This is a genomic window from Roseburia sp. OM02-15 (assembly GCF_003481835.1).
Classification (GTDB): Bacteria; Bacillota; Clostridia; order Lachnospirales; family Lachnospiraceae; genus Eubacterium_I; species Eubacterium_I ramulus_A.
Window position 1 is genome coordinate 176,263 of record NZ_QULX01000006.1, and the last position, 25,771, is coordinate 202,033.

Consider the following 25,771-nt stretch of genomic DNA (forward strand, 5'->3'; position numbering starts at 1 on the left):
AAGGGACTCCAATTTTTAGTTAAAAAGCATAATATAATTGTTGATATAAAGAAATATCCTGCGTATAATTTATCAGCTGTTAAACTATAATAAAGCGTGATATCATATCTAGGTGATACCACGCTTTATTCATAAGAGTAATTCCCTCTTTCAACGATAATTGATTTTAAACATGTTTCTTTTTACGACCAATTAAGATATATGTTCCAAATGCGATTCCAGCAATTCCAATAATAAGTACTACGTACAATCTATTTTGATTACCGCCAGTAAACGGCATCGTAAGAACAGTGGAATCTCCTACGGTAAAGGTCAGGTTATAAAAGCAATATTTTCCGGCTGCATTATCATAGACAGCCTGGTTAATATCTGCTCCATTTGCCATAATCTCATCCAGAGACATTTCTATCGGAAGCGTTACCTCAATATTGTCTTTCAGAAGATTATAGCCATCAACTGTTTTTACTTCCGTAATATTATAATGCTGAGGGATCAGATTATCCCATGCAATCTTACCATTTGCATCTGTTGTTGCTGTATATTCAGCACCATCTTCCTGTCCCACTAATTTAAACGTTACACCTGCAAGAGGTACTTTGCTTCCATCATCTTTTAACTTCACGAGGGAAATAGAACCATTTTCAATCGTATCATATACATTTACAGCAAGATTTGCTGCAGTAATCTTACCATCGATCAGATTATCTCCATCATAGATCTGCGGCCGCTGACCATTTCCGTCCTGTCGAATTACAGCAGTAAGACCTTCTGTGACGTCTTTTTTATCTGTTGTATTCTGTATAAAGCTCATCGTACCAATCTTCTGGTAATATTTTGGGGCAGATACTTCTTTGATATGGTAAGTACCAATCGGATATACGATTGTTTTTCCGTCGGAATCTTTATATAAGGCATCTGATGTTACCGTCTTCCCATCCAGATCCATAGATGCAACCAGAGAATTTTCATTTTGGCATGACAGTTTTCCATCTTCATTAGTCTTAAAATACCATGTTCTAGCCGGTGTTCCATCTGTTTTAGCATTGATATTCGTATAATAAGTTACTTCAAAAATTCCACCAGCCAGAGATGCAATACCTTGTGCTGCACCGCCTGTATTCACATCCATTTTATTTAAAGCAAGATCAAACGGATCGGTTCCAACTGGTTCCACGCAATGTACAATTCCTGGATTATCAATGGTATTTTCATCCGTTAGAGTAATACCGTGAATACCATTATCTGAATCATCTACTGATCCATCACAGATCAAATATCCTTGAGACGCTTTTAATTCCTTGACATATTTTCTTCCTCTTTTTACCCATACTTTATTTGTATTTCCAGACGCATCCGTTACCAGTGTGGTTAAGCGGTTTGTATCATTCAACGCATCCTCTCTGCTATCATACACTCCGTACTCAGCACCTGCTAAAGAGTAACAGCTATTATTTTCAGTAAGATCAGGATTGCTAGATTCCTTTTTCAGCTGAATATATCCGGCATCTTTTTCATCTGTGATTGTTACTTCTATCGCATGTGTAGTCAGATCATATGTCTGTTCAAATTCCTGTGGATTGATCTTATAGCTATATGGAGCTTCAATTTCCACTACCTTCCACGTATGTGTTGTCTGGGTTTTCAGCTCTTCTACTTTTGTGGCAAGGCTGTCCTGTACGGATTTCTTTGCTTTCTGGTAAGCACTGTTCCATCCACTGTAACTTGCCACTGGTTCTGTTGCTTCTACATAGTCAGTCCATACTTCTGCACCTCTCCAGTGGTAAACAGCTTTTCCATCCTGATCAGATGTAACCGTAGCCATTTTCTGATCATCCATATAAATTTCAAATTTTGCACCAGCTAAACTTTCGTCCGTATCACAGTCTTTTTTGCTGATATACAAATCCATAGACGGAGAAACTTTCTCCCTTGCTTTATAATGAGCCTGAATATAGGAAGATCTGTTAAATACAACCCTTAACCCACCATAAGTCGGATTCATTGTACCGCTCCATGTAGTTACGCTCTGATATCCGGTTCTTGTGTATACCAGAAATGCTTCACTACTGTTTGGAATAGCATTTTTGTAGAAGCGGATTACATCCGTTTTCCCAGCCATAGAACTGTTTGAATTAATCCAGATACCGTTGTTATTCTGCCCTTTGCTGATCCAAACATTAGATGGACATATAAATGATGTCTGGCCGACTACTACATTATCATCCTGTACCCAAATAGATTGTCCTGCTGTTCCATATACAGTCTTTTTATCGAATGATGGCAATGTATTATAGGAATAGAAACGGCTCCACACATTCTGTACAGCTTCATCAACTTTAGCTTTCGTATCTAAATGTCCGCAAACATGAGATGTTTTATGAGCGCCATTTGTCAATACATATCGTCCATTTGCATCAACTTCTTTCCAGATCAGATTCTGAACAAGCACGTAGTTACATAACCAGTCACTTCCATAATAATCTTTCGCAAGATAAACGGCTTTTGACAGATTCATGATTTTTGCATAGCTCCAGCCATAACGATTTTTGAGCCATGTCATAGCATCACTGTTTAAGGAATAAGACCCACCGGAACTTCCGATATCTATAGCCGGTTCAATACACCAGGCTACGGTATCACCAATTTTCAGATAAGATTCTGTACAATCCCAGTCTCCATTGCCATGATAACATGCAAACTGTTTTTCATATTTTGTCAACGTAAGTGGACTTGCTGCTCTGGCCATAGAACGTTCAGCATTATTCATGGTAACTGCAAACGGTACATTGGTACCAATTGCATCCAATGTATTTCCGATGACTGAATCCACCATGTCTTGATTAGAATCGGATGGAGTTGCTTTTTCCTCATTTGCAGTGTCTGATTCTGTGATTGTTTCTCCGGACACATTTTCTGACACAAATTGTGCTTCGATTGTAACATTGCTTTCCGGCATACAGAGTTGTAATGCATCAGGATAATCACCGGTTACTTCGTTTCCATCACAATCTGTAACAGAAATTGTTTTCTCATTTTCTCCGGTTACTGCTAATGAGGAAAGTTTATATCCATCATCTGCTTTCACCGTCAACAGGATCTGGTTTCCTGCCTGCAAGACAGCATTCTGATCAACTTCAATATCACCATGATCCGTACTGCTAACAGTAATCGTATAATATGGTTTTTCTGTTTCTGCTGCCATTGCCGGAATAGATAACAGACTGCTCCAGATTGTCATAAGAACGGTCAGAAAAGCAAGAAACATAGCCAGACACGCTACTCTTTTTCTTTTTACTTTCATATATTTTCTCCTTACTGGGCGCGTCCGCCACTGAAATAATATCCGTATGCAGAATCGTTGTAATTCAGATTAACTTTTCCACCAGATACATACCAGATGCCATTTTCATTCTGTACAGCGCCATTAAAGCCAAAATTAACTTTACCGCCCTGGATCATCCACCAGCCATTTTCATTTTTTGCAAGACCATTATAGTCGAAGTCTACAAGACCATTTCGAATCTTCCACCAGCCATTTGCATTCTGGGCTACCGTTTCGGCACCAGAGTCAAATTTTCCTTTTACAATGTAGAGCCATCCGGAAGAATTAGGTGTCACACCAATGGTATCTTTTACTACTCCGGTATAACTGTCGCTTACAATACCATTGCTTACCCAGAAAATACCGTTTTCATTCTGTGAGAGTCCTGTATAACCGGTATTGGCTTTTCCGTCTTCCAGATACATCCAGTTTGTTGCCGTGTTTCTGAGTGTTGCATTTTCTGTTACCTGTAAACGACCATTAGAAAGCATATACCATCCTTTATCATCTAACTGTGTCAGACCATTTGTATTCTGCTTCCAGCCGTTTTTCATGTGCCACCACCCGTCCCAGTTCGGGACCAGTAAGGAACCACTGTTGGTTTGTACTACGCCATTGTTGATGTAACCAAGCGCGCCGGTACTGCTTTTTTGTATCGCCAGTGTTGTCATGCTTAAATCAAGTTTATCTCCATCGTATACATACTGGTTTTGATCGTTAATATCCTGAGATACTTTTCTTACCGAAACAGATGGTTCTCCTGCCTGAGCAGGTACTGTAGTTGCTAAAATACCAGCAACTATACCAAGTGCAAGCAATTTTTTCCACCTAGATTTATGTATTTTCACTTCTCGTTCTCCTTTCTTCGTTTTTGTATACAGATTGTAAAAATAACCATTCCTATAATCAATACGCTTGCTATTTTACGCAACCTGTTTTCCAGTCTTATATCATCTTCAGATGAAAGATATTCCGTGTTTTCTGTGAAAATAACGGGAGTATCTTTCTCTATATCGGATGAATCCTCCTGATACATATCATCTCTTACACAATATACGGCATAGCGATATTTTCCATTAGACCGATATGGGTGGCACGTAATCAGCGTTACCATATCTTTTCCTTCCTGAATACCGATTGACTGATCATCATCTGGTTGAATAATCTTTATTTTTTCCACTTTATAAGTGAGTGTTTCCCATGGGTTTGTGATTTTTACGATATCCCCTATTTTCAAAAGTTCGATATACTTGAAGTAAGGAACACTCCGCCAACCTCTGTGTCCGGCGATTACAGCATTTGTGTTCTGACCACCTACCGGGATTGAGGTACCGCCCAAAAGGGCAGCACCTTTTCCCATATGTTCATCTGATGCACCTATATACAGTGGAAGTGACAGATTATTCATTGCCGGTATGTCGATATAGCCAAATAAACCGTCCGGGTTATCAACCACATCAGGGATTTCTTTCATCACGGTGTTGGTAAGTTCCTCACCATTTTCGAAAAGACTTTTATTATATTTAACGATTCGTAATTTTTCTTCCATGTTTTCAGCAGACTCTGTTTCTGTTTTAGGTTCTTTTTCCAGATCGGTATTCTCAGATAAATCTTCCTGCTGATCCTGAAAATTATGAATCGTCGTTTGAGCCTGTTTATTGAACAGCCATGTCGAAATGTCAGGATAAAAGAATATCCCAATTCCTATCACAATGATTACAGTGTATAAGAATCGTCGTATCATTCCTTTTCCTCCCGTGACCATGTTCTTCCTTTTCGTACTACTCTGGTAACGATCATCAGAACTGCCAATATAATAACAATGCCAATACCGATCATCAGCGCATTACGGTACGCTTTCATCCACTGAGAAGTATCAGATGTTTTTTCACCTTTCGCTTCATTCTCTAAATCCTGCGAATATTCGGTTCTTTCACCTGTCACTACCAAACGTTGCGTATTTGTTCCATAAGGAGTACATGTAATAAGACTGACAAGGTCTTTCCCTTCCTCGATCACCAGATTCTGTGTATCTTCCGGTTCTATGACCTCTATCCTGCACACTCTGTATGCAAGTGTATTATCAAGTACACGTATAAAAAACAAGTCTCCTTTTTTCATTTCCGTCAAGTCAGAGAACATCTTACTGGAATTGATCCCGGTATGTGCTGAGATAACCGCATGTGTGCTTGCTCCTCCGACTGGCAAGGAAGATCCTTCCAGATGTCCGGCTCCCATCTTTAAGACATCATCTGATGTACCGTGAAAGATTGGCAGGCATACATCTATTTTTGGGATTTCTACAAATCCCATCATTCCACGTTCATCTAAAGACAGTGTGAAAAGATATTTGATATCCTCTTCCTCATCTCCGGTATCAACAAAAGGATCTGTAAGGGCAATCTTAGATTCAGCCAGATTTTTATTATATTGTTTTGCAGTTTCCAAAATGTTTTCTTCTTCGGCTGCGTCGACCTGTGCCATTTCTTTTTCCATAACTTTTACAGACGAATCTACCTTTTTGTCGTATATCCAGTTGCTAAACCACGGATACAGCAGAAGGAGAACTCCTGCAATCACGATCAGGACTGCAAAGATCTTATTTTTTTCTATGCGTGTACGTCTCTTATGCATGTTTCTTTCTTGTTACAAGATAACATCCACCAGCTACTGCTACCACACCTACGATTGTTGCTACATACAGTCCGTTTCCACCTGTTTTCGGAAGCAGGAAACTCTTTGTATTATTAACAGTAAGGATAACAGATGCGTTATCTTGTGTCATGTTGGCATCAATACCATCAACGACTGCGGATGCACACTGGATGGCTCCCACATACATATCTGTTTTTCCAATTGTACGTCCATTTGCGGTTTCATCTGCCGGTGTATTTCCTGTGTCACCTGTGATTTCATCAACCTGACCTGTTACAAGGTTTCCATTTTCATCATAAATTCCACCATTATAGTTGGCTACAATATTTGCAACTGTCTCGGCATCCATGCCGGTTGCACCTGCTACAGAAGCAATTACATCACGATCAGTTGCTGTGATCTTGATCTTAATCTGATCTTTCAAAAGATTGTATCCATCATCCGTTGCAACCTCTGTCAACTGGTAGGTATCGGCTTCAATACCGTTTACAAATAATGCACCATTTGCATCCGGAGTAAATTCAGTTGCTTTGTTTTCATCTGTGGTCTTTCCTGTAACATAGTACAGTCCATCAGATTTTTTTTCTGCCACTACATAATAAGAGTCTGTGCTGTTATACATTTTGAATTTAACATTTGAATAATCACCTTTATTGTCTGAAAATGTTTTTGTTAAATCCATTGCATAAGAATATACATAGTTGCGGTCCTCTAACATATTGTAATAGCTGTCAGATGTTCTGTTCCATACCAGTCTTACATCATTTGGGTTACCCTGGTCACCTAATACAACAGATGCATCAGAATTTACATTTGCTGTATAATAAACAACCATATAGTAGTCTGATAATCCAGTGGCATTTGTTGCAGTGGAATTATTTACACCTGCATGGTTTACAACTTCCAGACCAGCTTCTGTTAATTTTACAGTCATTTCTTTTGTGCCATCAGAATTGTTTTTATACTCTCTTGTGAAGTATGTACCTGCACTATCCCAAAGTAAAGCTGCATTTTTGGTATTATTTGCTTTTGCATCTTCTGCATTATCATAGAATGCAATTTTAGCATCCTCATTGTATGAAATACCTTTGGATAACTTATCGTAGAATGTGTATTCGCTCAGATAAGTTGCTTTTGTTGTGATATGTGGAAGCTTTGACAGTAATGTATAATCCAGTACATCACCCTCGGATGCGGTTGTTGTATCACGGTATTCGTAATCATAGCTGTATCCTGCACCGTCTTTTCCGGCTGTGATACCATCTTTTGTATATCCACCACGGTTTGCGATATATGTAGCGGCATCTGCATCTGCTGTATTTTCAACTGTATTGGAATCATTGTTATATACAATAAGAGAATTGGATAAGGAAGATGTTACATAATCTTTACCAATGTTAAGTGCGCCGTTCTTATCTGTTTCAGAACTGTTACTGTATGCATTTCTTACGTTTTTATCCAGTGTTGGGTTTCCAGTCTGGTTTTTCGGATAACATGTCATATCGTATAACCATTTCTGGCCACCTGTTGTTGTATCAGATGTTGTATTTGTAAATGGCACCTGCACAAACCAAGGATTAACTGTAGACACAACCTGTTCCGGTACTTCTGTTTCCACAACAAGATACAGTCCAAGTTCCAGCTCATCAACATGTGTATATCCATATTTATCAGTTTTTGGCATATTTACTACACCTGGTTTTGTAGCCTGATCTGTTGTGCTGTCCTGAGTTCCATAATCATAGAGATAATTTTCCAGTGCATTCTTTGCGGAAAGGTCATCAGCTTTTAAAATTGTAGCCAGTGCATCACTGATCTGCTGGGATGTATAATGACATACTCCTGTATGGGTACAAGGATGTGCTTCTTTGATAGAAGTCATATCAATGGCATCTGCCGCTGTCAGGTTTAAAATTTTTGCTAAATCCTCCGGGATTTCATAAACCAGAGTAACAGTTGTATTTGTACCATTATTAATACTGTGTGTCTCTACATCACCGACACGAAGGTATGAAAACTGAACTCCTTCTACTCCAAAATTTTTCAATGCATTTTCAACTCTTGTATCTTTTTCGCCAGTAGCTTTATACAGACCTTCTGTATATTTGCCTGCTGCCTCAGCCGATGTGATGTCATATTTGTGGATAGAAAGAGAACCTGTTCTTGATTCATCAATAATATCCGCATTGTTCAAATCATTAGCAGTTGCAGTATTATTGGTTGTTACTGCGGAAGTAGCTGCCATTGCTGGTACAAATGGTGACATTCCCAATGCTACTGACATTGCAATAGCACCGAGTTGAACTAATTTCTTATTTTTCATAATTACTTTTCAGCCGTTGTGATACGGCTACACTCCTTTCTTTGTTCAATTTGAACTTTCTAACAAAAAAACAAATAGAATTCCCATAATGATACGAACTGAAACAGGTACCACTAATAGGCATATTTTCGGAGAGTTCTATCCCCTACTAAAAGTTTCCTTGTCAATTCTTACCATTCGGCAAGAATTGACATATTGTTTTGTTTTCCTCATCACCTCCGGTTTTAACATAGCTTTTCAGTTCCTATGTCTGTATGTAATTACTAAATTAAGTCTAAATCCTGCAATCACTATTTTCTTTTACACAAAAAAATCCCCTTGCAGTCAAAAACTGCAAAGGGATTGTGTAATGATTAAATTAAATGACTTTTTTTCATTCCTCTTTTACTGCTTAATTGGCAACAGCTGTGTTCTCATTAATCCAAGACTGAACAACATCGGCATCAATTTTAACTGCTTTGGCGATATTATCAATAGATAATCCCATCTCAGCAAGTGAAAGTGCCGTCTCTTTTGCTTTTTTCAGTTCACCCTGTTCGATACCCTGTTCCAAGATTCCTTGACTTAGATTACACATATCAATACACTCCTTTTCCATGGATATAGTCATCGGAAGACCATATTTCATTTCCAGACTATCTTTTTTATTAACAACTGACAATTTTGCAGATAATAACGTCGACAACATACCGATCAGCTTATTATCTGATGCTACCGTAGCATCATCTGCAAGGCAAATAAATACTACAGAAAGAAGATCATATCTACCTACCGCTACAGGGTGATCCAACTCAGACTGGTATAAGATTTCCGGTTGCATCGAATATTTAACAATCGTATCAGATACGTCTTCCTGCTGTTTATTCTTCTCAGGAGTATTCATACAAATAAAGATAGAATATACTTTTTTTGCTCCATCATAATTGGTTGATGTATATTCGATATCCATCTGTTCAGAGAGCAATCTTGCACCATAAATAACTCCTCTTGTAACTAAATCATACCCCGGATAGAATGAATTCTGGGCTTCCAGATTCACATATATTTTCTGCTTTTCCTTATATTTTGTTCGGGCAAAAAAGACAATATCAAAAAGCATTTTTCCCTCACCAGGTATACTGCTTTCTGTTTTTTCACCTCTGATTGCTTCAGGCTCCTGTCCTGTACCGGGATATACACCTCTTGAGGCAACTTCCGGTTCTCCTTCAATAGCTGCTTTTGCCTCTTCAAACGTATAGCCTTTAAATTCTTCTACCGCGTATATAAGGATATATGCAAGGATGCCTTTATCACTCAACAATCTTTTTACATGATCGTCGTATTTTGCCCTCTGTCCAGCAACATCCAATTCCTGGGACAGATAAGTTTCTCTTTCCATTTTTACACCTCTTTTCTTGTTTTTTAAGAAATTCAGGGTGCTTCTGAATGAATATATTATAGCATACGGACCTGCCCGATAGCAATAATTCCACCCAGATTCCCTGAATAACTTTTCTGAAAATATAATACAATCCTTTTGTTTTGTGATATGCTATGATTCCCTCCTTTCCCAAAATAATTATTAAAAAAAAGACCGGATGGGTTCCGGTCTCTCCCTATATAGGGTAAAAAGAAATGATACTATATTTTACATGTTTTAATTACTATTATATGTAACAAATTTGCAATGAAACAGTAGCATCACTGCCATCATTTTCGCAGATAGCTTTTTCTTTCGCCTGTCACATCATTTTGTTTTTAATCCTAACGGTATATTTTGATTGAACACGCATACAGGATTCCTAAAATGCCCCATGCTACTGCTGCTGCTATGACAAATCCCATCAGATGCATTCCCAAAAGCATAAATGTGATAAGTACCGACAGAATCGGTATTACAACCACGATTACACAGCTGTATTCAAGGATTGTCTGACCGAATTTACCAAAAATGGAAGAACCTTTTTTATTCCATATCATAGCAAAATGCATTCTGCTATTCCTTACTGCACAATAGATCAGTGCTGTAGGAATTACATAAGGCAGATAAATAATGCCCACACCTGCTGCAATGATCAAACCAAAAATAGCACCCTCAATAAATGCTTTCAGGTATTCCCAGATAACAACATTGAAGATTTTCTTAGCAGGTTTATCCGGAATCAATGTAAAATAGGGACTTAAAATGTCTTTTTTCCATTGAATGCCAAATCCCTGAAAGAGTATGCACGATAAGATCAGTATAAGAACCATGTATACCGGGAAAGTAAACAATGCATCCCCCCTGAATTTTGATAATGCCAGTATTACTGCCAGCACCATAAGGATAACGGTTGTTCCGGAAAAGATAAACATCGGTTTTTTCTTGTATTGAAGCAGGTTCTTATAAAATAATGCTCCTGCATATGGTTTTTTATATGTTACATGTGCCGTTCTGACATGTTCCTTCTGTCCTACTTTATAGATACCGCCCATTTTCCGCTTTTGAATTGCTGCTTCATATAATTCGGTATATTCCATTGCATCACCATAAAAATCCCCGATGCATTCTGCCTTAACTGCCAGTAAAGTAAGTAATACGATAAATGCCACATTGATCAACGTCAGGATCATTGTATATGATGTCGGTCCCATAATGCATAAATGGATAAGTGCAATCTCCCATCCTACAACCGGAATCGCCATCGTCAGTGGACTGTCAAAATATGCCGGTATCAGCGAAAATCCAAATTCACTTGTCAGCATAACACGAATAAGTGAAACAACCAGCAGTCCTAAAATGATCCATATAAAAGCCATTACTGCTTTTTGTGCAGAAGTTCCTTTGGATCTGTCCTGACCATATAAAAGGATTGCAAATGATGTGTCCCGCACGATACCAAATGCCAGAGACAGTATGATATAGATCAGGCAGGAACCTATTTTTACTTTAAATACCGTAAATGCGATCAATGCCAGATAAAACTGCGTCAGAATGTTCATTATGATATTACGGTTTTTTCCATATATAATGATCTGCTTTGGCGGTATCGGTGCCTGAAAGAGAAAATGAATATCAGCACTTTTAAAAGTGATTCCCTTCCGGACAAGAAACATATACATGATATATGGTGTTTCAACCAATGCACCCAGTGAAAGCAGATAGGTGAAATTATCCTGTCCTCTTAGGAAGGAAAGGTTTACCTGATTAAATAAAACCGGTATCACTGCAAGATACACAATTACAAATAGTAAGGTCACAAAGGAATGTTTTTTACTTTTAAATCTCTGTGGTATATTACGGATAGAATGTCCCAGAAGATATCTCATTGTCTGCATGACTATCTATCACCTTCCTCTCCCTGTTCCACAACTTCAAAGAATAACTGATTGATTGCTTCGTCCTTCAGATCTTCTTTTTTAAACTGTCCTAACACCTGTCCTTTGCTGATCACAATCGTGCTGTCCCAGATATCATCTACCATTTCCAACATGTGTGTGCTGATCAGGATCGTAGCACCGTTATCTCTTAACCGGATCAATTCTTTTTTCAAGACTTTGATTGCTTTTGGATCTAAACCGACCATCGGCTCATCCACGAAAATCACCTGTGGTCTTATCAGAAGTGCCATACAGATACTGGTTTTCTGCATCATTCCCTTTGAAAGTTCTGATCCTAAACTGTTTTTTCTTCCGGCAAGGTCGAAATAATCTAAAAGCCTGTCTATTTCTCTATGGTAATAATCCGGATCAAGATCATATGCTTTGGCAATAAACTCCATATGCTCCTGTATGGTAAGGTCTGTATAAAGTGACGGTACTTCCGGTATATATGCAAAAATCTTTTTTGCCTCCAGTGTCTTTGTATCCAATCCGTTGACAGTGATCGTGCCATCATGCGACAGAAGTCCGGCAGCAGATTTTATAATGGTACTCTTTCCTGCTCCATTCGGGCCAAGCAGAATACAGATCTGTGAATCACCGATTTCAAAAGTTATGTCATTTACAGCGGTTTCTTTTTGGTATTTTTTTACCAAATGTTTTACTTTAAGCATCTTAATACTCCTTTGCTATTCTGTAATTGCCAAATCACTCGCAGGCTGCAGTAGCACTGCATGTTCCTGTCTTTTTCACCAGAGAATGTGTTGAGATCCAATTTGTGAGCAATTTTTCGTTTTTATTTAAAAAAATGTTTTTGGAAAAATTAGAAGATTTTTCAAAATTTTCCGGATAATCTATCTGATAAGCATCAATAATCTCTCCGTTTTTGACATAACAAAGATATGGGACATATTGATAACCATATTTTTCTTTGAACAGGTCATATATAAGCTGACCTTCTTCTGCGACCATACTATCTGGATCATCGATCATATCTTTATATTCCTGTGTATCCAGATAGACAATATCCACATTGGTATTTCCTTTACATAATGCAGTTGTCAATGCATTACAATATGCACAACTGTCACGTCCGATATATAAAAAGAAGCTATCTTTGCGTTCCAGCATCTTTTGCACTTCACTGTCTGTTTTTCTGTAAAAATATTTATAATCATCTGAGGTTTTTGTGTAATCAATATTGACTACGACCACGATGGCAATAATTAAACTTAATACTATGATTTGAGCAATATCCATAATTCTCCATAAAACTTTGTGTTTCTCATTCTTATCTTCATTACAATCCATTTTTCTCATATACAGTGTTCCTTTTTGAACTTTACCTGTTGTCTGGTAAAATCCATCAAATAATCATATACTTCGCGTTGTTCCCCCTGCAGTTTTGATGGATTCGTATGTTCTGTCAGCCAAATTGCAAAGAGAACATAACGATCCGGTTCTTTTTGGATATATCGTTTGATATCCTGCACAGAGGGGAGCCAGCCATACGGTCTGTAATTCATGTCATCGATCAGATCATATAACTGGCACATTTCATCAAAACTCAATTTTTTCATAATCAATCCCTCATCCCGGTCAGCTATTAACCGGCAACCAGGGCAACGGCATCGTAAATATAATATACACCTGCGATACCTGCGTAACTGAACAGGAAAAATGGTGCCAGAGGAAAATATTTATCTTTTTTCAACAATCTTCGGATAATGGAAAAAATAAGAGCGATGATCATAGCACCAAAAAGAACGATCACAGCATTTGTGAGTCCAAGATAAAAACCAAAAGCGCCAACACATTTAATGTCCCCTGCCATGCTCTCATCCCGAATAACTGCGATTGCCAGGAATAGTCCAAATAAAAATGCTGCACCCAGAATGTTATGATAGGAAATTCCCATCAAAGGGATAAATGCTGCTCTTGCGATGACGATAAGAAGGTTCAGCCAGTTTTTAATCTTTCTTTCTTTAATATCCGTGTATGTAGCAATTCCGAGTAGTACCAGCAAGACCAGTACCGGGATATAATTTTTAAAATATACCTGAAACCATCCTGCGATATCCCCGATTTTCGGTGCGTAATCCATAAATAACATATTGTAATCCTCATTTCTAAAAAGTGTTTCATAAAGTGTTTCGTTCTTATTATTTTAAAGTAACTTTTCCGATTGCCTGTATCGGTACCGTAACCAGTCCGTCTATCGCACTGTTATCATTGGTTGCTTCCTGATCTTCTTTAATAAAGATATTGTAAAATTTGGTACTTACTGCACCAATAAAATCCGTATCCTTACGTACACTGTATGTCAGATCAACAACAGCATCCAGGAAGCAGGAAGTTACCTTTACTTCCTTATTTATAACGTTTCCGTTTTCATCTGGCTGTGATAACTGCACACCAGTAGCCAGTCCATCATCGTTGTATGTGATATTGATACCGTCTTTTCCACCCTGTATGCTATAACCAGTGATGTTTCCCATACTACCGGTACCAATACTTGAATTTAATATCTCCACAAATTTATCCTTGGCCAGATCTTCATCTATCACAAGATATCCCTGATTCCATTTATCTTCATCAACTGCATAACGGAGAGCTTCTACCGATGCCAGATCCAAAATGGATTCCACTTCTGTCACATCCTGCGTGGATTTGAACTGGTCCACAAAAATTATAAAGGAAAACGTCAAAATCAGGATGATAAATACAAACGGCAGTGAAACCGCACCATTTTCACCTTTGCAATTCTTTCGCAATCCTTTCCTGAGTTTTTTCATCAATGCTCACCTTCCCAGTTTCCATAATCATACTTCCATTCAGACAGACAAGGCATTGCTACTTTCAGATTAGATTTCACATCTGTTCCCGTAATCTGACTATATAATTTCCATTTATAAGTTGCCTTTAGCTTTACATGGAATGTCGTAAGGTAATCTGCTGTATAGATTGCGGTAGTGCTTTCAGTCAAAAGCGGTGTCTCATAATAATCATCCTGACCTTCAGGTTTGATATATACGGCCCAACCATCTTCCTCAAGTCCCTGTTCTGCCAGAAGATCTTTTACAAGATTTTGTAATTTTTCCGTATTATAATAATTTTCTGTATAACCGGCCGGAGCTTCCGCCCATACTCCACCCTGGACGGAAAGGGTTCTTGCCAGTTCTTTTGATACGGTTGTGGCTGAGATCTGTGCATTTGCAAGTAATACGACATCTACCATTGCAGAAAATGCGATGATAAAGATGATACATGCAATAGCCACTTCATAAGATGTGATACCACTTTCATCTTTCCAAAATTCTTTCATTTTTGATAAGATCATTGATCTGTCTATTGTCTGTTGTTTCATTTTTTACTCCACATTTTCGCTTTCCGGCGCTGCGCTGCTTTCAGTTTGGGCAGATGTATCATCCGCATTTTCTGAATCACCATTTTTATCCGATTCATGATTTGAGATTTTATAGACATATGCCTCTATATCATCTGACCATTTATCTTCGGATGCCTCATAAAGAGATAGGATTTCAAGGCAATTCTGGCTGATCGGGTTCTTGTCATCTTTGGCACATGCTTCATATGATTCCTTCACATAGCTGTTTAATACTCCGTTTTCATCAAACAATGGTGTATTATTATAGCCGCCAAAATAGATCTGCAGATAAAAATCAAGACTGTCATGGTAAACGTCTGCCAGCTCTGAATCACTGAATTTGCTGATACTGCTGCTCAAAGATTTGATCCGGTCGACTAAAACATCCATATGATAGGTTTTGGTTGTATTATCATAATAATCTTCTGACTGTTCTTTGGAATACAGGGTAAAGATCGTTTTATAATCCTCTTTCATATATTCTCCGTATGCGTCTATGAAATATTTATAGTCCACATTTGCCACGACTCCACCATTTCTATATCCTACATACGCATGGATGTTTTGAAGTTCCTCCAGTTTTGATGCAAGTGTTTCATCCGACATCATGGATGCCTTATAATCACCTTTGTCATCACATGCTGCTGCAATCAGTTCCTCTTCTGTTGAGGAAAGGTCATATTTTGAAATATTGATGTATACCAGATATGCTAACGAATCTATATAATTGGTTGCTGTTTTTTGATCCAGCTTTGGAAGATCTTTTTTATATAATTCTTCAATATCTGATATCGTTGAATTATCATCTTTCAGAATATCATTCAGCTCCGTTTCAATCTTTGTCTGTGCTGCCTTCTTTTTTTCCTGTTCTTCCACCTGTTTTTCGTCCCGATATTTCAGTATTTTTACGGTTCCGAACGTAGCTGAAACTGCAATGGCTGCCACAAGCACAACCATAAGGATCAGGTGTTTCGGTGTAAGGGTTATCTCTGTTTTCTTTTTTTCTTTTCCCAAAAGTGTTTCCTCCAAGTTACCGTCTTATTTTTCTGAAACTTCTAATGTGATCCCATGAATACCTGAATCCCATACCGGCAGGTATCCAAGTCCGTTTACTGCTGAATATGCGGAAACGTAAAATTCTCCCTGATATTTCAGGACCGGTGCTTTTATATTTCCTTGTGTATTGATCCCGGCTTTACTGTTGGACATACTGATCGTTTTGGAATTTTCCGTACCTGAACAGTATGATCCGTCTTTTGAAATGGTGAAGCCATTTCCGCTTACGCTATAGGAACCGCCAAGTGCTTCTGCCAACTCTTTTACATTCACTAATGTAATAGAGTCATAGGTAAGAGCCTTTACCTCTTTGAGTGTTTCATCTTCTGTTTGAACGGAGATCTTCTGCTCACCATCTTTTAAGGATTCCACATACTCTGTGATTCGATAGTTCCCTTTTAACCGGGTATTCCTTACGGTTGCCTTGATTCCGGCAACATTCAGGTTATTGATCACATCATCAGTGTTATACATGGATGTTTTTAAAGCCACGAAGGTATCCTCACCAACTGTCAATGCACTGCCGACGCCAGTTGTTGAAAATTTTGCATCCGTATGTCTTGCCACACATTCATAGATTTCTTCTACCTGCAGACCGGATAACATGCCGTTTGCTACAGTATAAATACCGGTATCATAATAGCCGTCCCCGATTTTATACTGGAAAGTAGTTTCTACACCTGCATACTGTTTCTTTACCATCGACTGATAGATATTTGCAATTGCGATAAAATCACTGTAGGCATCCATTTCATATTCGGAATATCCTACCTGCAATCCTTTGGTAGAATAGTTTTTTAACCATTTTAGATAAATGTTGTCATTTTCTGTATAGTTCTGTACAGATGTGATATTCTTCTGATAAAGGGAATCCATAATTTCAGTCAAAAGTCCATTCAGGGAATCGGAATCGTCGGTTGTTCCCTCTTTCTGGTCCGATTTTTCTCCCTGCAGCAAATGATTCAGGTCACTTGTTGTGTAAGTATCAGGTTCTTTTTCCTGTTCCTTCCCTATATTTTCATCAAATTCCTGATGGCTTGAATCTACCGGCTCTGAAATATCCGGTACTCCCGGATCAACCGGCTCTTTGACCTCACATGCCCCATATCGGGTACATAGTTCATTGATAATATCTTCATTTCCGTTATTGATCTGCTGCATGATTGTTTCCTGATCCAGATAGTCAGGAATCTGTACTCCAAGATATTCCCATGCATACGAAGGTACTGTCATGCACGTTGATACAACTGTTACTGCCAATATGCCAAGTAAGAGCTGCTTTACTTTTTTGTTCTTCACTCTATCACTCCCATCCTACGTGAGATGCCCGCCGGACACCTCCTGCCATAAATTCCTTATCCGCATCGCCAAAATACATCAATGCTGTGACCAGTACAATCACGATACTTACTACCACTACTGCTTCCATACTACTCATTCCTGATTCGCCTTTGAGTGCATGTAAAATTTTATGCTTCATATTTCCTGTTTTCATAAAACCACCGCCTCATCCTATGGGTTCTTTATTGTTACCTGTATTGGTGTATGTGTATTTATTTCCATGACAATATCTGTCTGATCCAGATTTGTATAAAAATAACGAAAGCCTGTCCGTATATCATCAAAGCATGGCTCTTTTTCCAAAGTCCCGTCTGCCAGATATTTATATACAGTGCAATGAAATTTTCCTTTGACCGTAATTTTCTGATTTTTCTTGTCGTAAATACATTTTTCAATATCACTATATTGGAATGTGTCTAATTCCTGTATTACCTTCTTATTACTGTAATAATGTTTTTCACGAAAAAGTGATATGGATTCCTCTGTAAACCGTATATCCAATTGTGCTGGAATACGCGGAGTCTTTAAATCATAGGAAAATATTTTTATTCCAAGCAATACCAGCAACAGTTTAAAAGGGAATGCCAAATCTGCAAACAAATTTTCCTGCATGATGACAGACAGAATGATAATGACGATCCACACTGCAATATAGATATGTTTTGCTAACTGTAGCTTTTTTGGTGGAACTGCATTGACTGCAGCCACATAATGAATGGTATATTCTGATTCTGCCATTGTTCTACTTCTCCTTATTAACGGAACAGATCTATAAGAGAACCTAAAGTTGGCAATGCGAACGCAAGCATCATACAGAGTAATAATGGTGCTTGCACAATCGTCGTATACATTTTTCGCTTTTCAATCTTTTTCTCTATGATTTCATTCAACATTTCCTGCACTTTTTCTGCCTGCTGTGCAAAAGAATCTTTTACGGAGTTACCAAGCTCCAGGTTCAGTTTTACGACAGAAACAAATTCCTTAATCGGAACAATATCTACTGAATATTTGAGCCATTCGAGGGCATCTTCTGTACTGCTTAATTCTGCCTTTGTGACGAAATTGCTCATGATTGGCTGCCAGTGTTCTGACATATGTGGCAAGGAATAGCTGACCGCATCCACAAACAGCATATCTGCAGACAGGTAACCACTGATGATATTGATCATTTCAGGGAATCCGTTCATAAGATCATTCTGCTTATTCTTATATGTATTGTTCAATAACAGTCCCGGAATAATGAATATGACAACACCAATCGCAATCGCCATTACATGTGCGATACCATCATCGCCTAGTACATTAAACAAAACAATGCCGATCAGCGCACCACCGATACGGCAGATCCACTGCAATACGACAAACTGAAGTGGTTCGAAGTACTTGTCCCATTCCGTAAATTTTAATTTCCGCTGGATCTGGTACAACTTACCGCCATTGAAATAATCTGCGGCGAACTCCATAAACGGAGCTGTCAGTGTTTCTACCAGTTTTCTGGTCTGTTCAATATCCTTCTCTTCATCTGACATTTTTGGCTTATTTTTTTCTGTCAGCTGTTTGGAACGTTCCTCATCCAGATTCCGTTTATCTATCTTAAATACAACAGTAAAGAGGTTATGGATAAACAGAAAGAATACTGCACCAAAGATAACGATGCAAAATATCAGGTTACCACTTAAATTATTCATAATTGACTTCCTTCCTAATCTTTATCCAGAGGCGCACCAACCTTCTTATTTACAAACCAGAAGATTCCCGCCGTTATAATGATTACCGCTGACAGACCAACTTTTCCTAACAGTGTCGTCGTAACGAATGTGATATAGTCATGCTGTGTGACACAGCTATATGCAATGATGATCGGAATAACCGCCACCATAACGTATGCTTCCATTGTCAGCTCCCTTAACTGTTTTCTCATGGAACGCATATTTTCCTCATTTTTCTGGTATTGTGCTACTGCCTGGTTCAAAATATTGTTTCTGGCCTCTTCGGTACCGATCTCTGCAGCAACTGCATAATAATCAGCAAAACGGATTAGATATTTATTATCCAGACGTTCCCCAATCTCCCTTAATGCTTTTGTAAGCGGCATTCCGTTTTCAATATTGGAAACAGCACGGTCTAGTTCAGAGTACATCGGATCTTCACCAACAAAATCGTCCTTTGTTGCAATGAATGCCTTATAGAAATCACCAAGGACTTCAAATCGTTTCAGTATCATGGTAAAGAAAGAACCTACCTGATTATTGATGTGGATATCTTTTCGGTTTTTGATCATTGTAATGACCATGTCCGGAAGCATGTTTCCTACCAGGAACATAAACAGTGACAGGATCATATTATCGAGTGCCACCTGCATGGCTACGAAACCGGCAATACCGATGATCAGACCGATAAGGATTCCCTGTGTATAATTTAACTTCAAGCCGGCCTGTAAATATAACTTTTCTTTTTTATGTCTTCTGGCAACACTGGTATGTTCTTTTAAGGTGCTTTCCAAAATTTCCATGACCGGATTTTTAGATTGTTCTTTTTTCTTCTTTGGAAGAATCTTCCTGATCCATCCAAAGCCGGTGCTGTTTGCCATTGCCACAATCATGTAGATGATCAGTATAACGGCAATTATTGTAAGCTTCATAATCCGCTCTCCTTTCTCAATCCCTTATTTTTTGCTTGCCTCATAAGCAGCTTCACATTTTTGTTCCTGCGCTTTTAAATAGTCCAGAGATTGAATTTCTTTCACACGGTCCAGTGATACACCTCTTCGTAACATGGTTCTGGTTTTTTCGGCAGATGCAGCAGAAAACCAATCCCATTTCCCGGTTTCAAAGGAATATTCGATGATCGGTGTCGCTTTTACGGTTCGCTTGTCGAAATCGTAGGATACTTCATGTATGGATGTAACCCTACGGCCAATACCAGGTACATCATCCTGTATCGCAACATAATCTACTGCTGATCCAATGATACGCTCAACGACTTCAATACCAAGAGAGGGCATACTCATCAGATATTTTGTTACGAGACGGTTGATGATATTCCAGACCGTACCCCCATGCATGGAAAATATGGTGGAATGTCCAGTTTCCATTCCCTCAACGGCTGCCTCTGCTTCGACACCTCGTACCTCACCGACTACAATATATTTTGGCTTCATTCGCAGCGCTGTAAGGATCAGTGTTTCCATTGTTACAGACTCTTCTTTCTTATTAGAATGTACCGTTTTCAATTCAACGGTATGTTCATTTTTCAAAAACAGCTCAGGAGTATCTTCCAGACACAGGATACGTTTATTCAACTTCGGGACATAATGATCGATCATGGCTCTTAGCGTTGTCGTCTTACCACTACCGGTGATGCCGCCATAGATGAGGTTCACTTCCCCTTCAATCAATGTTCCGATAAAATCAGCAATATTCTGGCTCATGACATTCTGCCGGATGATATCCTGTAACCTTACCGGGTTTTCACTATGCTTTCTTATGGTCAGCGTAATACCTTTTGTCGCAACCGTATCAATAATGGCATTACCACGATTACCGAATACCTCAAAATCGACGATCTTTTTCTCACCTTTATTCAGGTCCGTACCACCATCACGCATGATACGGTCAACGAAATCTTTATACTGACGTTTTGAATGAAATTTACGTTGGTACTTTTCATTTTTTCCATATTTTTCTACATAGATCAGTTCATATGACATGACAAATATATCTGTAACCCCCGGATCTTCCATTGCCTCTTCCAACACCGAAAATCCAACAAAATCGGCTGCAATATCTCGTATCAGATCTTCTGTTGTACGATCCTCCGGCTTATGTTCATGTTCATACCCGGCAACACGTATTCCTTCAAGGGCAATGATGGAAGAAATCTCTTCTTTATACTGTTGCATACGCTTTCTGTACATTTCCTTGTCTTTCAAACCATTCAGGTCATCCGGATTCAGGACTTTCTTGGATTTACTTTTCTTCTCCAGTTCGTCCCTTACAAAATTCAAGGCATCTTCATAAGACATGATACCTTTTACATCTTCACCATTTTCACTGGCTCTGTTAAGTACAATATTATAGGAAACATCAGATTTCATTAACTTTGCTATATTATCTACTTCCATCGAAGCCATACGTCATTTCTCCATTCCTGTTATTATTTATCTTTCTTGAGTTTCTTTCCTTTCGGTCCTTTAAGGAAAGACAACAATCCTTTCTTTTCTTCCACCTGTGACTCTGGTTCCTGTTCATTCTCTTCCATTTTCTTGATATAGTCCGGACTGGTTTTAATCGGTGTGATCATATTGGCCAGATTCAAAAAGGCATCTTTGATATCTTTTGTATATGGGATATCTTCATCCAGAACTACCGGCTGTCCCTCATACAAGCGGTTCAGGAACACATTCCTGCTCAGTGCTGGTATCTCAATTGCAATATCAAAGTATTTATCTTTGACCATCCTCTCTGTAAAAAGGAGTTCTTCCTCTTCCTTTCTCTCTTTCTGGTCTCCCACTCCATTCTCAATGGTTTGATTCAGCACATAGACCAGTTTATCTTTCACATCTATATCTTCGAACACACTCTGATATTTGATATTATTTCTGATGTTATTGAAATCTATGTTAAGGACATAAAAACAGTTTCGTGCCCTTTTCAGCAATGGGAGCGTTGACAGATGCAACAAAGAAGAATTAGTGTCTACGATCAAAAAGTCATAATATCTGGATAAGATCTCTGCCAGATAGATAAAGCCATTAGCTGAAATATAATCCCCGTTTACATCCGAAAATGTAAGTTGTGATCCTACCAGTACATCAAGATTTTTACAGCCCTTATACGGCTTCATACAGTTTAAAATTTTCTCATTTGCCTGCTTAGTCTCATCAATACTTACTGCTACTTTTCCATCCTGCATAATGGAGTCCACTGTTTTTAAAGCTGTCATGAGGTTTTTATCATCCTCTTCCATTTTCAGCAGTGTACCAAGGGAGAGATTTTGCAGGTCAGCTTCAATCAATGCTACTTTTATGTTTTCTCCATACTTTGCACATGCAGCAGCCAGATTTGCAGCAACAAATGATTTCCCGGAACCCGGTTTTACGGATGATACGACATACAGGTTTTGTATGCCCTCAAAATGTTTTTCCTTATCATTGGAAGATTCATAAGAAAATCCGTTATTTGCTACTGTGGATTCCACTCCGAGGATGCGTTCCGTCAGGTAACTCATGGAGCGTTCTGTTTTTGGATGATTGATGATATCTTCGATCAACTCAATGGAAATATTTTTTTCATGGATAATGTCATATATTCCGTTCAGTACCAGCAAGCCTAATGCATCGATCATTGCCGTATTTCTGGCATTCAGTTCTTGTGCCAGATAAATGATGCGGACATCCTGATATTTATGATGGAAACGGAGTAAGAAAGGGATCATCTTTTCTTCTCCCGGAAGATAATCACTGATCACCATAATATCCGGCTTATGTGTCATACAAAAATCGTAAGCATCCTGCCGCTCTGTTACCGTTCCGATAACAAGACATCCATCTATTGAATACAATTCTTTCTCGATAGGTGCATAACCTGTCGCAGATAAAATTTTTAATGCCATTTTTATTTATGGTGGGGGAAATCCCCCACCTTCCTTTCTTTGTGTATTTTAAAAGTTCATCCGATTACAACACATAGATGCAGATGGAAATTACTGCTGGTTTTCAGCAGCTTCTTTATCAACATCCACTTTGTTAGCGCCCTCAATATCAGAATCAACGTAGAGTCCATTTGATTCAGCATTGCCTTGTCCAAGGAAAATCTTGCTGTATTCGCCAACAACAAATCCAAGTGGTGTAACCTCTTCGCTCTGGTCTAACTGTTTTACAAAGGAGATATTTCCGGTAAGTGTACGTGCATAGATTTCTTCAGCCTGTGAAACACTTACTGCCAGTGTCATGTAGGCTGGACTTCCACCACCTGTATTTTCTTCCCCATTCAGACTTTCGGTAGTTCCACTTGTCAACTGTTCAGAACTTGCATCATATGGTACATAATCTGATCCGTCTGCCTGTGTCACCTTATATACCATGACATTTTGCATAAATAATTTTGTATAGGTGAATGAGTAAGATTCTCCTGTGGTCTCATCTTCTGTAGAACCGGTACCGCTGTACATCAGGTCAATGGTCTCTCCAGTTTCAATCGTTCCACCAAGTGTGGTAGACATAGATACTGGCAATGTGATGAGTCGGTAATCTGTTCCCAGTTTTGCAATCGGATCTTGTGCATCCCCTTCTTCTTTCAAATGATTCGAAATGATATATTCGCCGGCATATACATCTGTGTTCAGATATTTGCCCTGAATATCACCGATGTTGGTAATGATATTTGGAGTAACCGCACTTTTTGCTATGGAAACCTCCTGCACATCGGTTGGCTGCAGCTGATAATCTTTTTCTGCATCAAATTTTATATCCCTGGTAAACTGATACACCGTCATTGGCTGTGTTTCTTTCCGCACGTACAACATAACTGCAAAAAATGCAATCAATACAAGTGCAAGTTGGATGAGTAGTAAGACTGGTTTTTTTACTGCTTTATTCTGGTTCATAAATTTGCCTCTCTTCCTTATTATTAATATCCTGTAACTGTGATTGAATCCTGCGACTGCATAACCTTTAACTCAAGGTCTGCAAGGACTGAACACAGGTCGATATAATAAACGCCATTTTTCACTGTGGTATCACCGGAAGGTGTTACAACATAATCATTAAACACATAGTCTGTCCGGTCATCATAAAATACAAATCTGTTCGTTCCATAAGCGTATGCGATACTGTCCTCTTCCTCTGTGACGGCATATCCAAATACGGAATGCAGGATATCACTGTTTACCATTACCTTTCCGGTAGAAAATTCAGTTACATCTTCGGTAATGTCATACGTTCTCCCATCTATATTCAATGTATATTTCACGGAAGGATCATCCACTGTCACGTCCTGGATCGGTGTTTTCATAGCTGTCTGCGCATTTTTCCTATCTCCACTTCGGATTCTGTTACCTGCTAAGATTCCACCGACCACACAGGCAATCACCACGATAATGAACAGTAGAGCAAATTTTTTTACTGATATTTTCTTTTTCACTTCTTTGATTTCCTTTTTTCTTTTTTCTCCAGCTTGCCTTTTTCTCTCATTCTGGCTTCTATTCGTTTCTTACGTTCTTTCTCTTCCTGTTCCCGGTACGCATCATCGGTCAGACTGTATGCTTTTCGGTTCTTCCGCACCATGTTCATAATGATGAGCATTAATATAAGGAAACAACTGCCAAAAATTCCAAGCGTTTTTCCAAATGACAGGTTCAACCGATCCAAAAAAGTTACCGTATCTTTCGATTCATCCGACTGCTCATTTTCTTCCGGTACAGCCGATACATCTTCCTCTTTTTCCGGTTCTTGCTGTTGCTCTTCCACTTTTTTGGAATTTGCCAATATCGTATACGTCTTGGAATTTCCATTTGTTGTTACTGCGATATGTATGGTATTTAATCCATTTACCATACCTTCATTTCCCTCAATAGAAACTGTATCCTCTCCATTTTCCGGGACTGCAGTTATTTTTACTGAATCTGCAATGTTTTCTGGAAGGTCTACCCAGTAAATATCTACATATTTATCAAAGGCCGGTGTCAGTTCTGCTCCATCCACGGTCAGAGACGATAAAAGACACTCAGATACCGCCGGATCGATTCCGGTACCGGCAGAACGCAGAATACTTTCTGTGCCATATGCCTGACCTGTATTAGTAACAATGTCGTAAGCTTTAAAATACATCCTTCCATTTCCAGTAATCTCAAAAGGGATATATATGATATTTCCAGTTACCGATACTTTATTTTCCGGATATTCCCCCTCCGTTATCTTCATACAAGACGAGTTATACCCCATAGTAAATGTAAAAGATTCCGCGCCTTCCGGAACACGTACTCCAATTTCCAATCGGTCACCAATGTTATATTCCTGTTTATTTTCCGAAAGATATATGATCGCACGTTGTGCTGCATTTGCATTGACAACACTAAATATCAGACTGCCTATTGTGGTTAATAGCATACTTGCAACAATCAGGATACATATAACGGATGTTCTTATGCGCTTTTTATTACGCTTTTTTTTCACTCAATTTCCACCTCCATCTTTGGGCATAGAAAAACCATTTCCCCATGTCTGTATGTAATTACTATTTTCAGGCTTTCATTTGCAACTAATATTAAATACTTTTTGTATTTGGACATAAAAAAGTGTCTTCGACACTTCAACTCCCCTGCCCCTCACTCATGAGGGGTAAGGGGT

24 protein-coding genes are annotated in these 25,771 nt (G+C 38.7%); all 24 read right to left on the reverse strand.

Translation table 11 applies throughout. From position 1 onward, the window contains the following. Positions 1-166: 166 nt before the first annotated feature. The 24 genes from DXB15_RS08215 to DXB15_RS08330 all read right to left on the reverse strand — a co-directional run bounded on the left by DXB15_RS08215 (position 167) and on the right by DXB15_RS08330 (position 25,597). Complete coding sequence (locus DXB15_RS08215; RefSeq protein ID WP_118702625.1) at positions 167-3,301, reverse strand: SpaA isopeptide-forming pilin-related protein; 3,135 nt, start codon at positions 3,299-3,301, stop codon at positions 167-169. Positions 3,302-3,312: 11 nt separating this feature from the next. Beyond that, a complete protein-coding gene (locus DXB15_RS08220; protein ID WP_118702626.1) occupies positions 3,313-4,170 on the reverse strand; it encodes a hypothetical protein in 858 nt (285 codons plus the stop codon). Continuing rightward, positions 4,167-5,066 (reverse strand): class C sortase, encoded by a 900-nt coding sequence (locus tag DXB15_RS08225; protein WP_158582223.1) that lies wholly within the window; start codon positions 5,064-5,066, stop codon positions 4,167-4,169. Before DXB15_RS08225 ends, DXB15_RS08220 begins: the two co-directional genes overlap by 4 nt. Next, a complete protein-coding gene (locus tag DXB15_RS08230) occupies positions 5,063-5,956 on the reverse strand; it encodes a class C sortase (protein ID WP_118702628.1) in 894 nt (297 codons plus the stop codon). The genes DXB15_RS08225 and DXB15_RS08230 overlap by 4 nt, the downstream gene beginning before the upstream one ends. Then, positions 5,949-8,300, reverse strand: a complete 2,352-nt coding sequence (locus DXB15_RS08235) for a SpaA isopeptide-forming pilin-related protein (protein ID WP_118702629.1) — start codon at positions 8,298-8,300, stop codon at positions 5,949-5,951. The genes DXB15_RS08230 and DXB15_RS08235 overlap by 8 nt, the downstream gene beginning before the upstream one ends. A gap of 391 nt (positions 8,301-8,691) precedes the next feature. Continuing rightward, entirely contained in the window at positions 8,692-9,678 is a 987-nt protein-coding gene (locus tag DXB15_RS08240; RefSeq protein WP_118702630.1) for a hypothetical protein, read from the reverse strand. A 365-nt stretch (positions 9,679-10,043) separates the two neighbouring features. Next, complete coding sequence (locus DXB15_RS08245; RefSeq protein WP_118702631.1) at positions 10,044-11,597, reverse strand: putative ABC exporter domain-containing protein; 1,554 nt, start codon at positions 11,595-11,597, stop codon at positions 10,044-10,046. A 2-nt stretch (positions 11,598-11,599) separates the two neighbouring features. Continuing rightward, positions 11,600-12,313 (reverse strand): ABC transporter ATP-binding protein, encoded by a 714-nt coding sequence (locus DXB15_RS08250; protein WP_118702632.1) that lies wholly within the window; start codon positions 12,311-12,313, stop codon positions 11,600-11,602. A 34-nt stretch (positions 12,314-12,347) separates the two neighbouring features. After that, positions 12,348-12,959 (reverse strand): thioredoxin family protein, encoded by a 612-nt coding sequence (locus DXB15_RS08255; RefSeq protein WP_118702633.1) that lies wholly within the window; start codon positions 12,957-12,959, stop codon positions 12,348-12,350. Further along, complete coding sequence (locus tag DXB15_RS08260; RefSeq protein WP_118702634.1) at positions 12,956-13,219, reverse strand: hypothetical protein; 264 nt, start codon at positions 13,217-13,219, stop codon at positions 12,956-12,958. Before DXB15_RS08260 ends, DXB15_RS08255 begins: the two co-directional genes overlap by 4 nt. Before the next feature lie 26 nt (positions 13,220-13,245). After that, positions 13,246-13,752, reverse strand: coding sequence for a prepilin peptidase (locus DXB15_RS08265; RefSeq protein ID WP_118702635.1), 507 nt, complete (start codon positions 13,750-13,752; stop codon positions 13,246-13,248). A 49-nt stretch (positions 13,753-13,801) separates the two neighbouring features. Beyond that, positions 13,802-14,434, reverse strand: coding sequence for a hypothetical protein (locus DXB15_RS08270; RefSeq protein ID WP_118702636.1), 633 nt, complete (start codon positions 14,432-14,434; stop codon positions 13,802-13,804). After that, positions 14,434-15,006, reverse strand: coding sequence for a hypothetical protein (locus tag DXB15_RS08275; protein WP_118702637.1), 573 nt, complete (start codon positions 15,004-15,006; stop codon positions 14,434-14,436). The genes DXB15_RS08270 and DXB15_RS08275 overlap by 1 nt, the downstream gene beginning before the upstream one ends. Before the next feature lie 3 nt (positions 15,007-15,009). After that, positions 15,010-16,041, reverse strand: a complete 1,032-nt coding sequence (locus DXB15_RS08280) for a hypothetical protein (protein WP_118702638.1) — start codon at positions 16,039-16,041, stop codon at positions 15,010-15,012. 24 nt (positions 16,042-16,065) lie between these two features. Continuing rightward, positions 16,066-17,382 carry a hypothetical protein gene (locus tag DXB15_RS08285; protein ID WP_118702639.1) on the reverse strand — a complete coding sequence of 439 codons (1,317 nt, stop codon included), beginning with the start codon at positions 17,380-17,382 and terminating at the stop codon, positions 16,066-16,068. A gap of 4 nt (positions 17,383-17,386) precedes the next feature. After that, positions 17,387-17,578: a hypothetical protein gene (locus DXB15_RS08290; RefSeq protein ID WP_118702640.1), complete on the reverse strand. Its 192-nt coding sequence runs from the start codon at positions 17,576-17,578 to the stop codon at positions 17,387-17,389. A gap of 17 nt (positions 17,579-17,595) precedes the next feature. Beyond that, on the reverse strand, positions 17,596-18,162 hold the full coding sequence (locus DXB15_RS08295; protein ID WP_118702641.1) for a hypothetical protein: 567 nt from the start codon (positions 18,160-18,162) through the stop codon (positions 17,596-17,598). 17 nt (positions 18,163-18,179) lie between these two features. Beyond that, a complete protein-coding gene (locus tag DXB15_RS08300) occupies positions 18,180-19,112 on the reverse strand; it encodes a hypothetical protein (RefSeq protein WP_118702642.1) in 933 nt (310 codons plus the stop codon). A gap of 14 nt (positions 19,113-19,126) precedes the next feature. Then, complete coding sequence (locus tag DXB15_RS08305; protein WP_118702643.1) at positions 19,127-20,065, reverse strand: type II secretion system F family protein; 939 nt, start codon at positions 20,063-20,065, stop codon at positions 19,127-19,129. A 24-nt stretch (positions 20,066-20,089) separates the two neighbouring features. After that, a complete protein-coding gene (locus tag DXB15_RS08310) occupies positions 20,090-21,556 on the reverse strand; it encodes a CpaF family protein (RefSeq protein ID WP_118702644.1) in 1,467 nt (488 codons plus the stop codon). A gap of 23 nt (positions 21,557-21,579) precedes the next feature. Next, complete coding sequence (locus tag DXB15_RS08315; RefSeq protein WP_118702645.1) at positions 21,580-23,037, reverse strand: P-loop NTPase; 1,458 nt, start codon at positions 23,035-23,037, stop codon at positions 21,580-21,582. A 90-nt stretch (positions 23,038-23,127) separates the two neighbouring features. Next, a complete protein-coding gene (gene cpaB, locus DXB15_RS08320; protein ID WP_118702646.1) occupies positions 23,128-24,030 on the reverse strand; it encodes a Flp pilus assembly protein CpaB in 903 nt (300 codons plus the stop codon). A 23-nt stretch (positions 24,031-24,053) separates the two neighbouring features. Beyond that, positions 24,054-24,566, reverse strand: coding sequence for a hypothetical protein (locus DXB15_RS08325; protein ID WP_118702647.1), 513 nt, complete (start codon positions 24,564-24,566; stop codon positions 24,054-24,056). Continuing rightward, positions 24,563-25,597, reverse strand: a complete 1,035-nt coding sequence (locus DXB15_RS08330; protein ID WP_118702648.1) for a cadherin-like beta sandwich domain-containing protein — start codon at positions 25,595-25,597, stop codon at positions 24,563-24,565. The genes DXB15_RS08325 and DXB15_RS08330 overlap by 4 nt, the downstream gene beginning before the upstream one ends. Between the last annotated feature and the right edge of the window lie 174 nt (positions 25,598-25,771).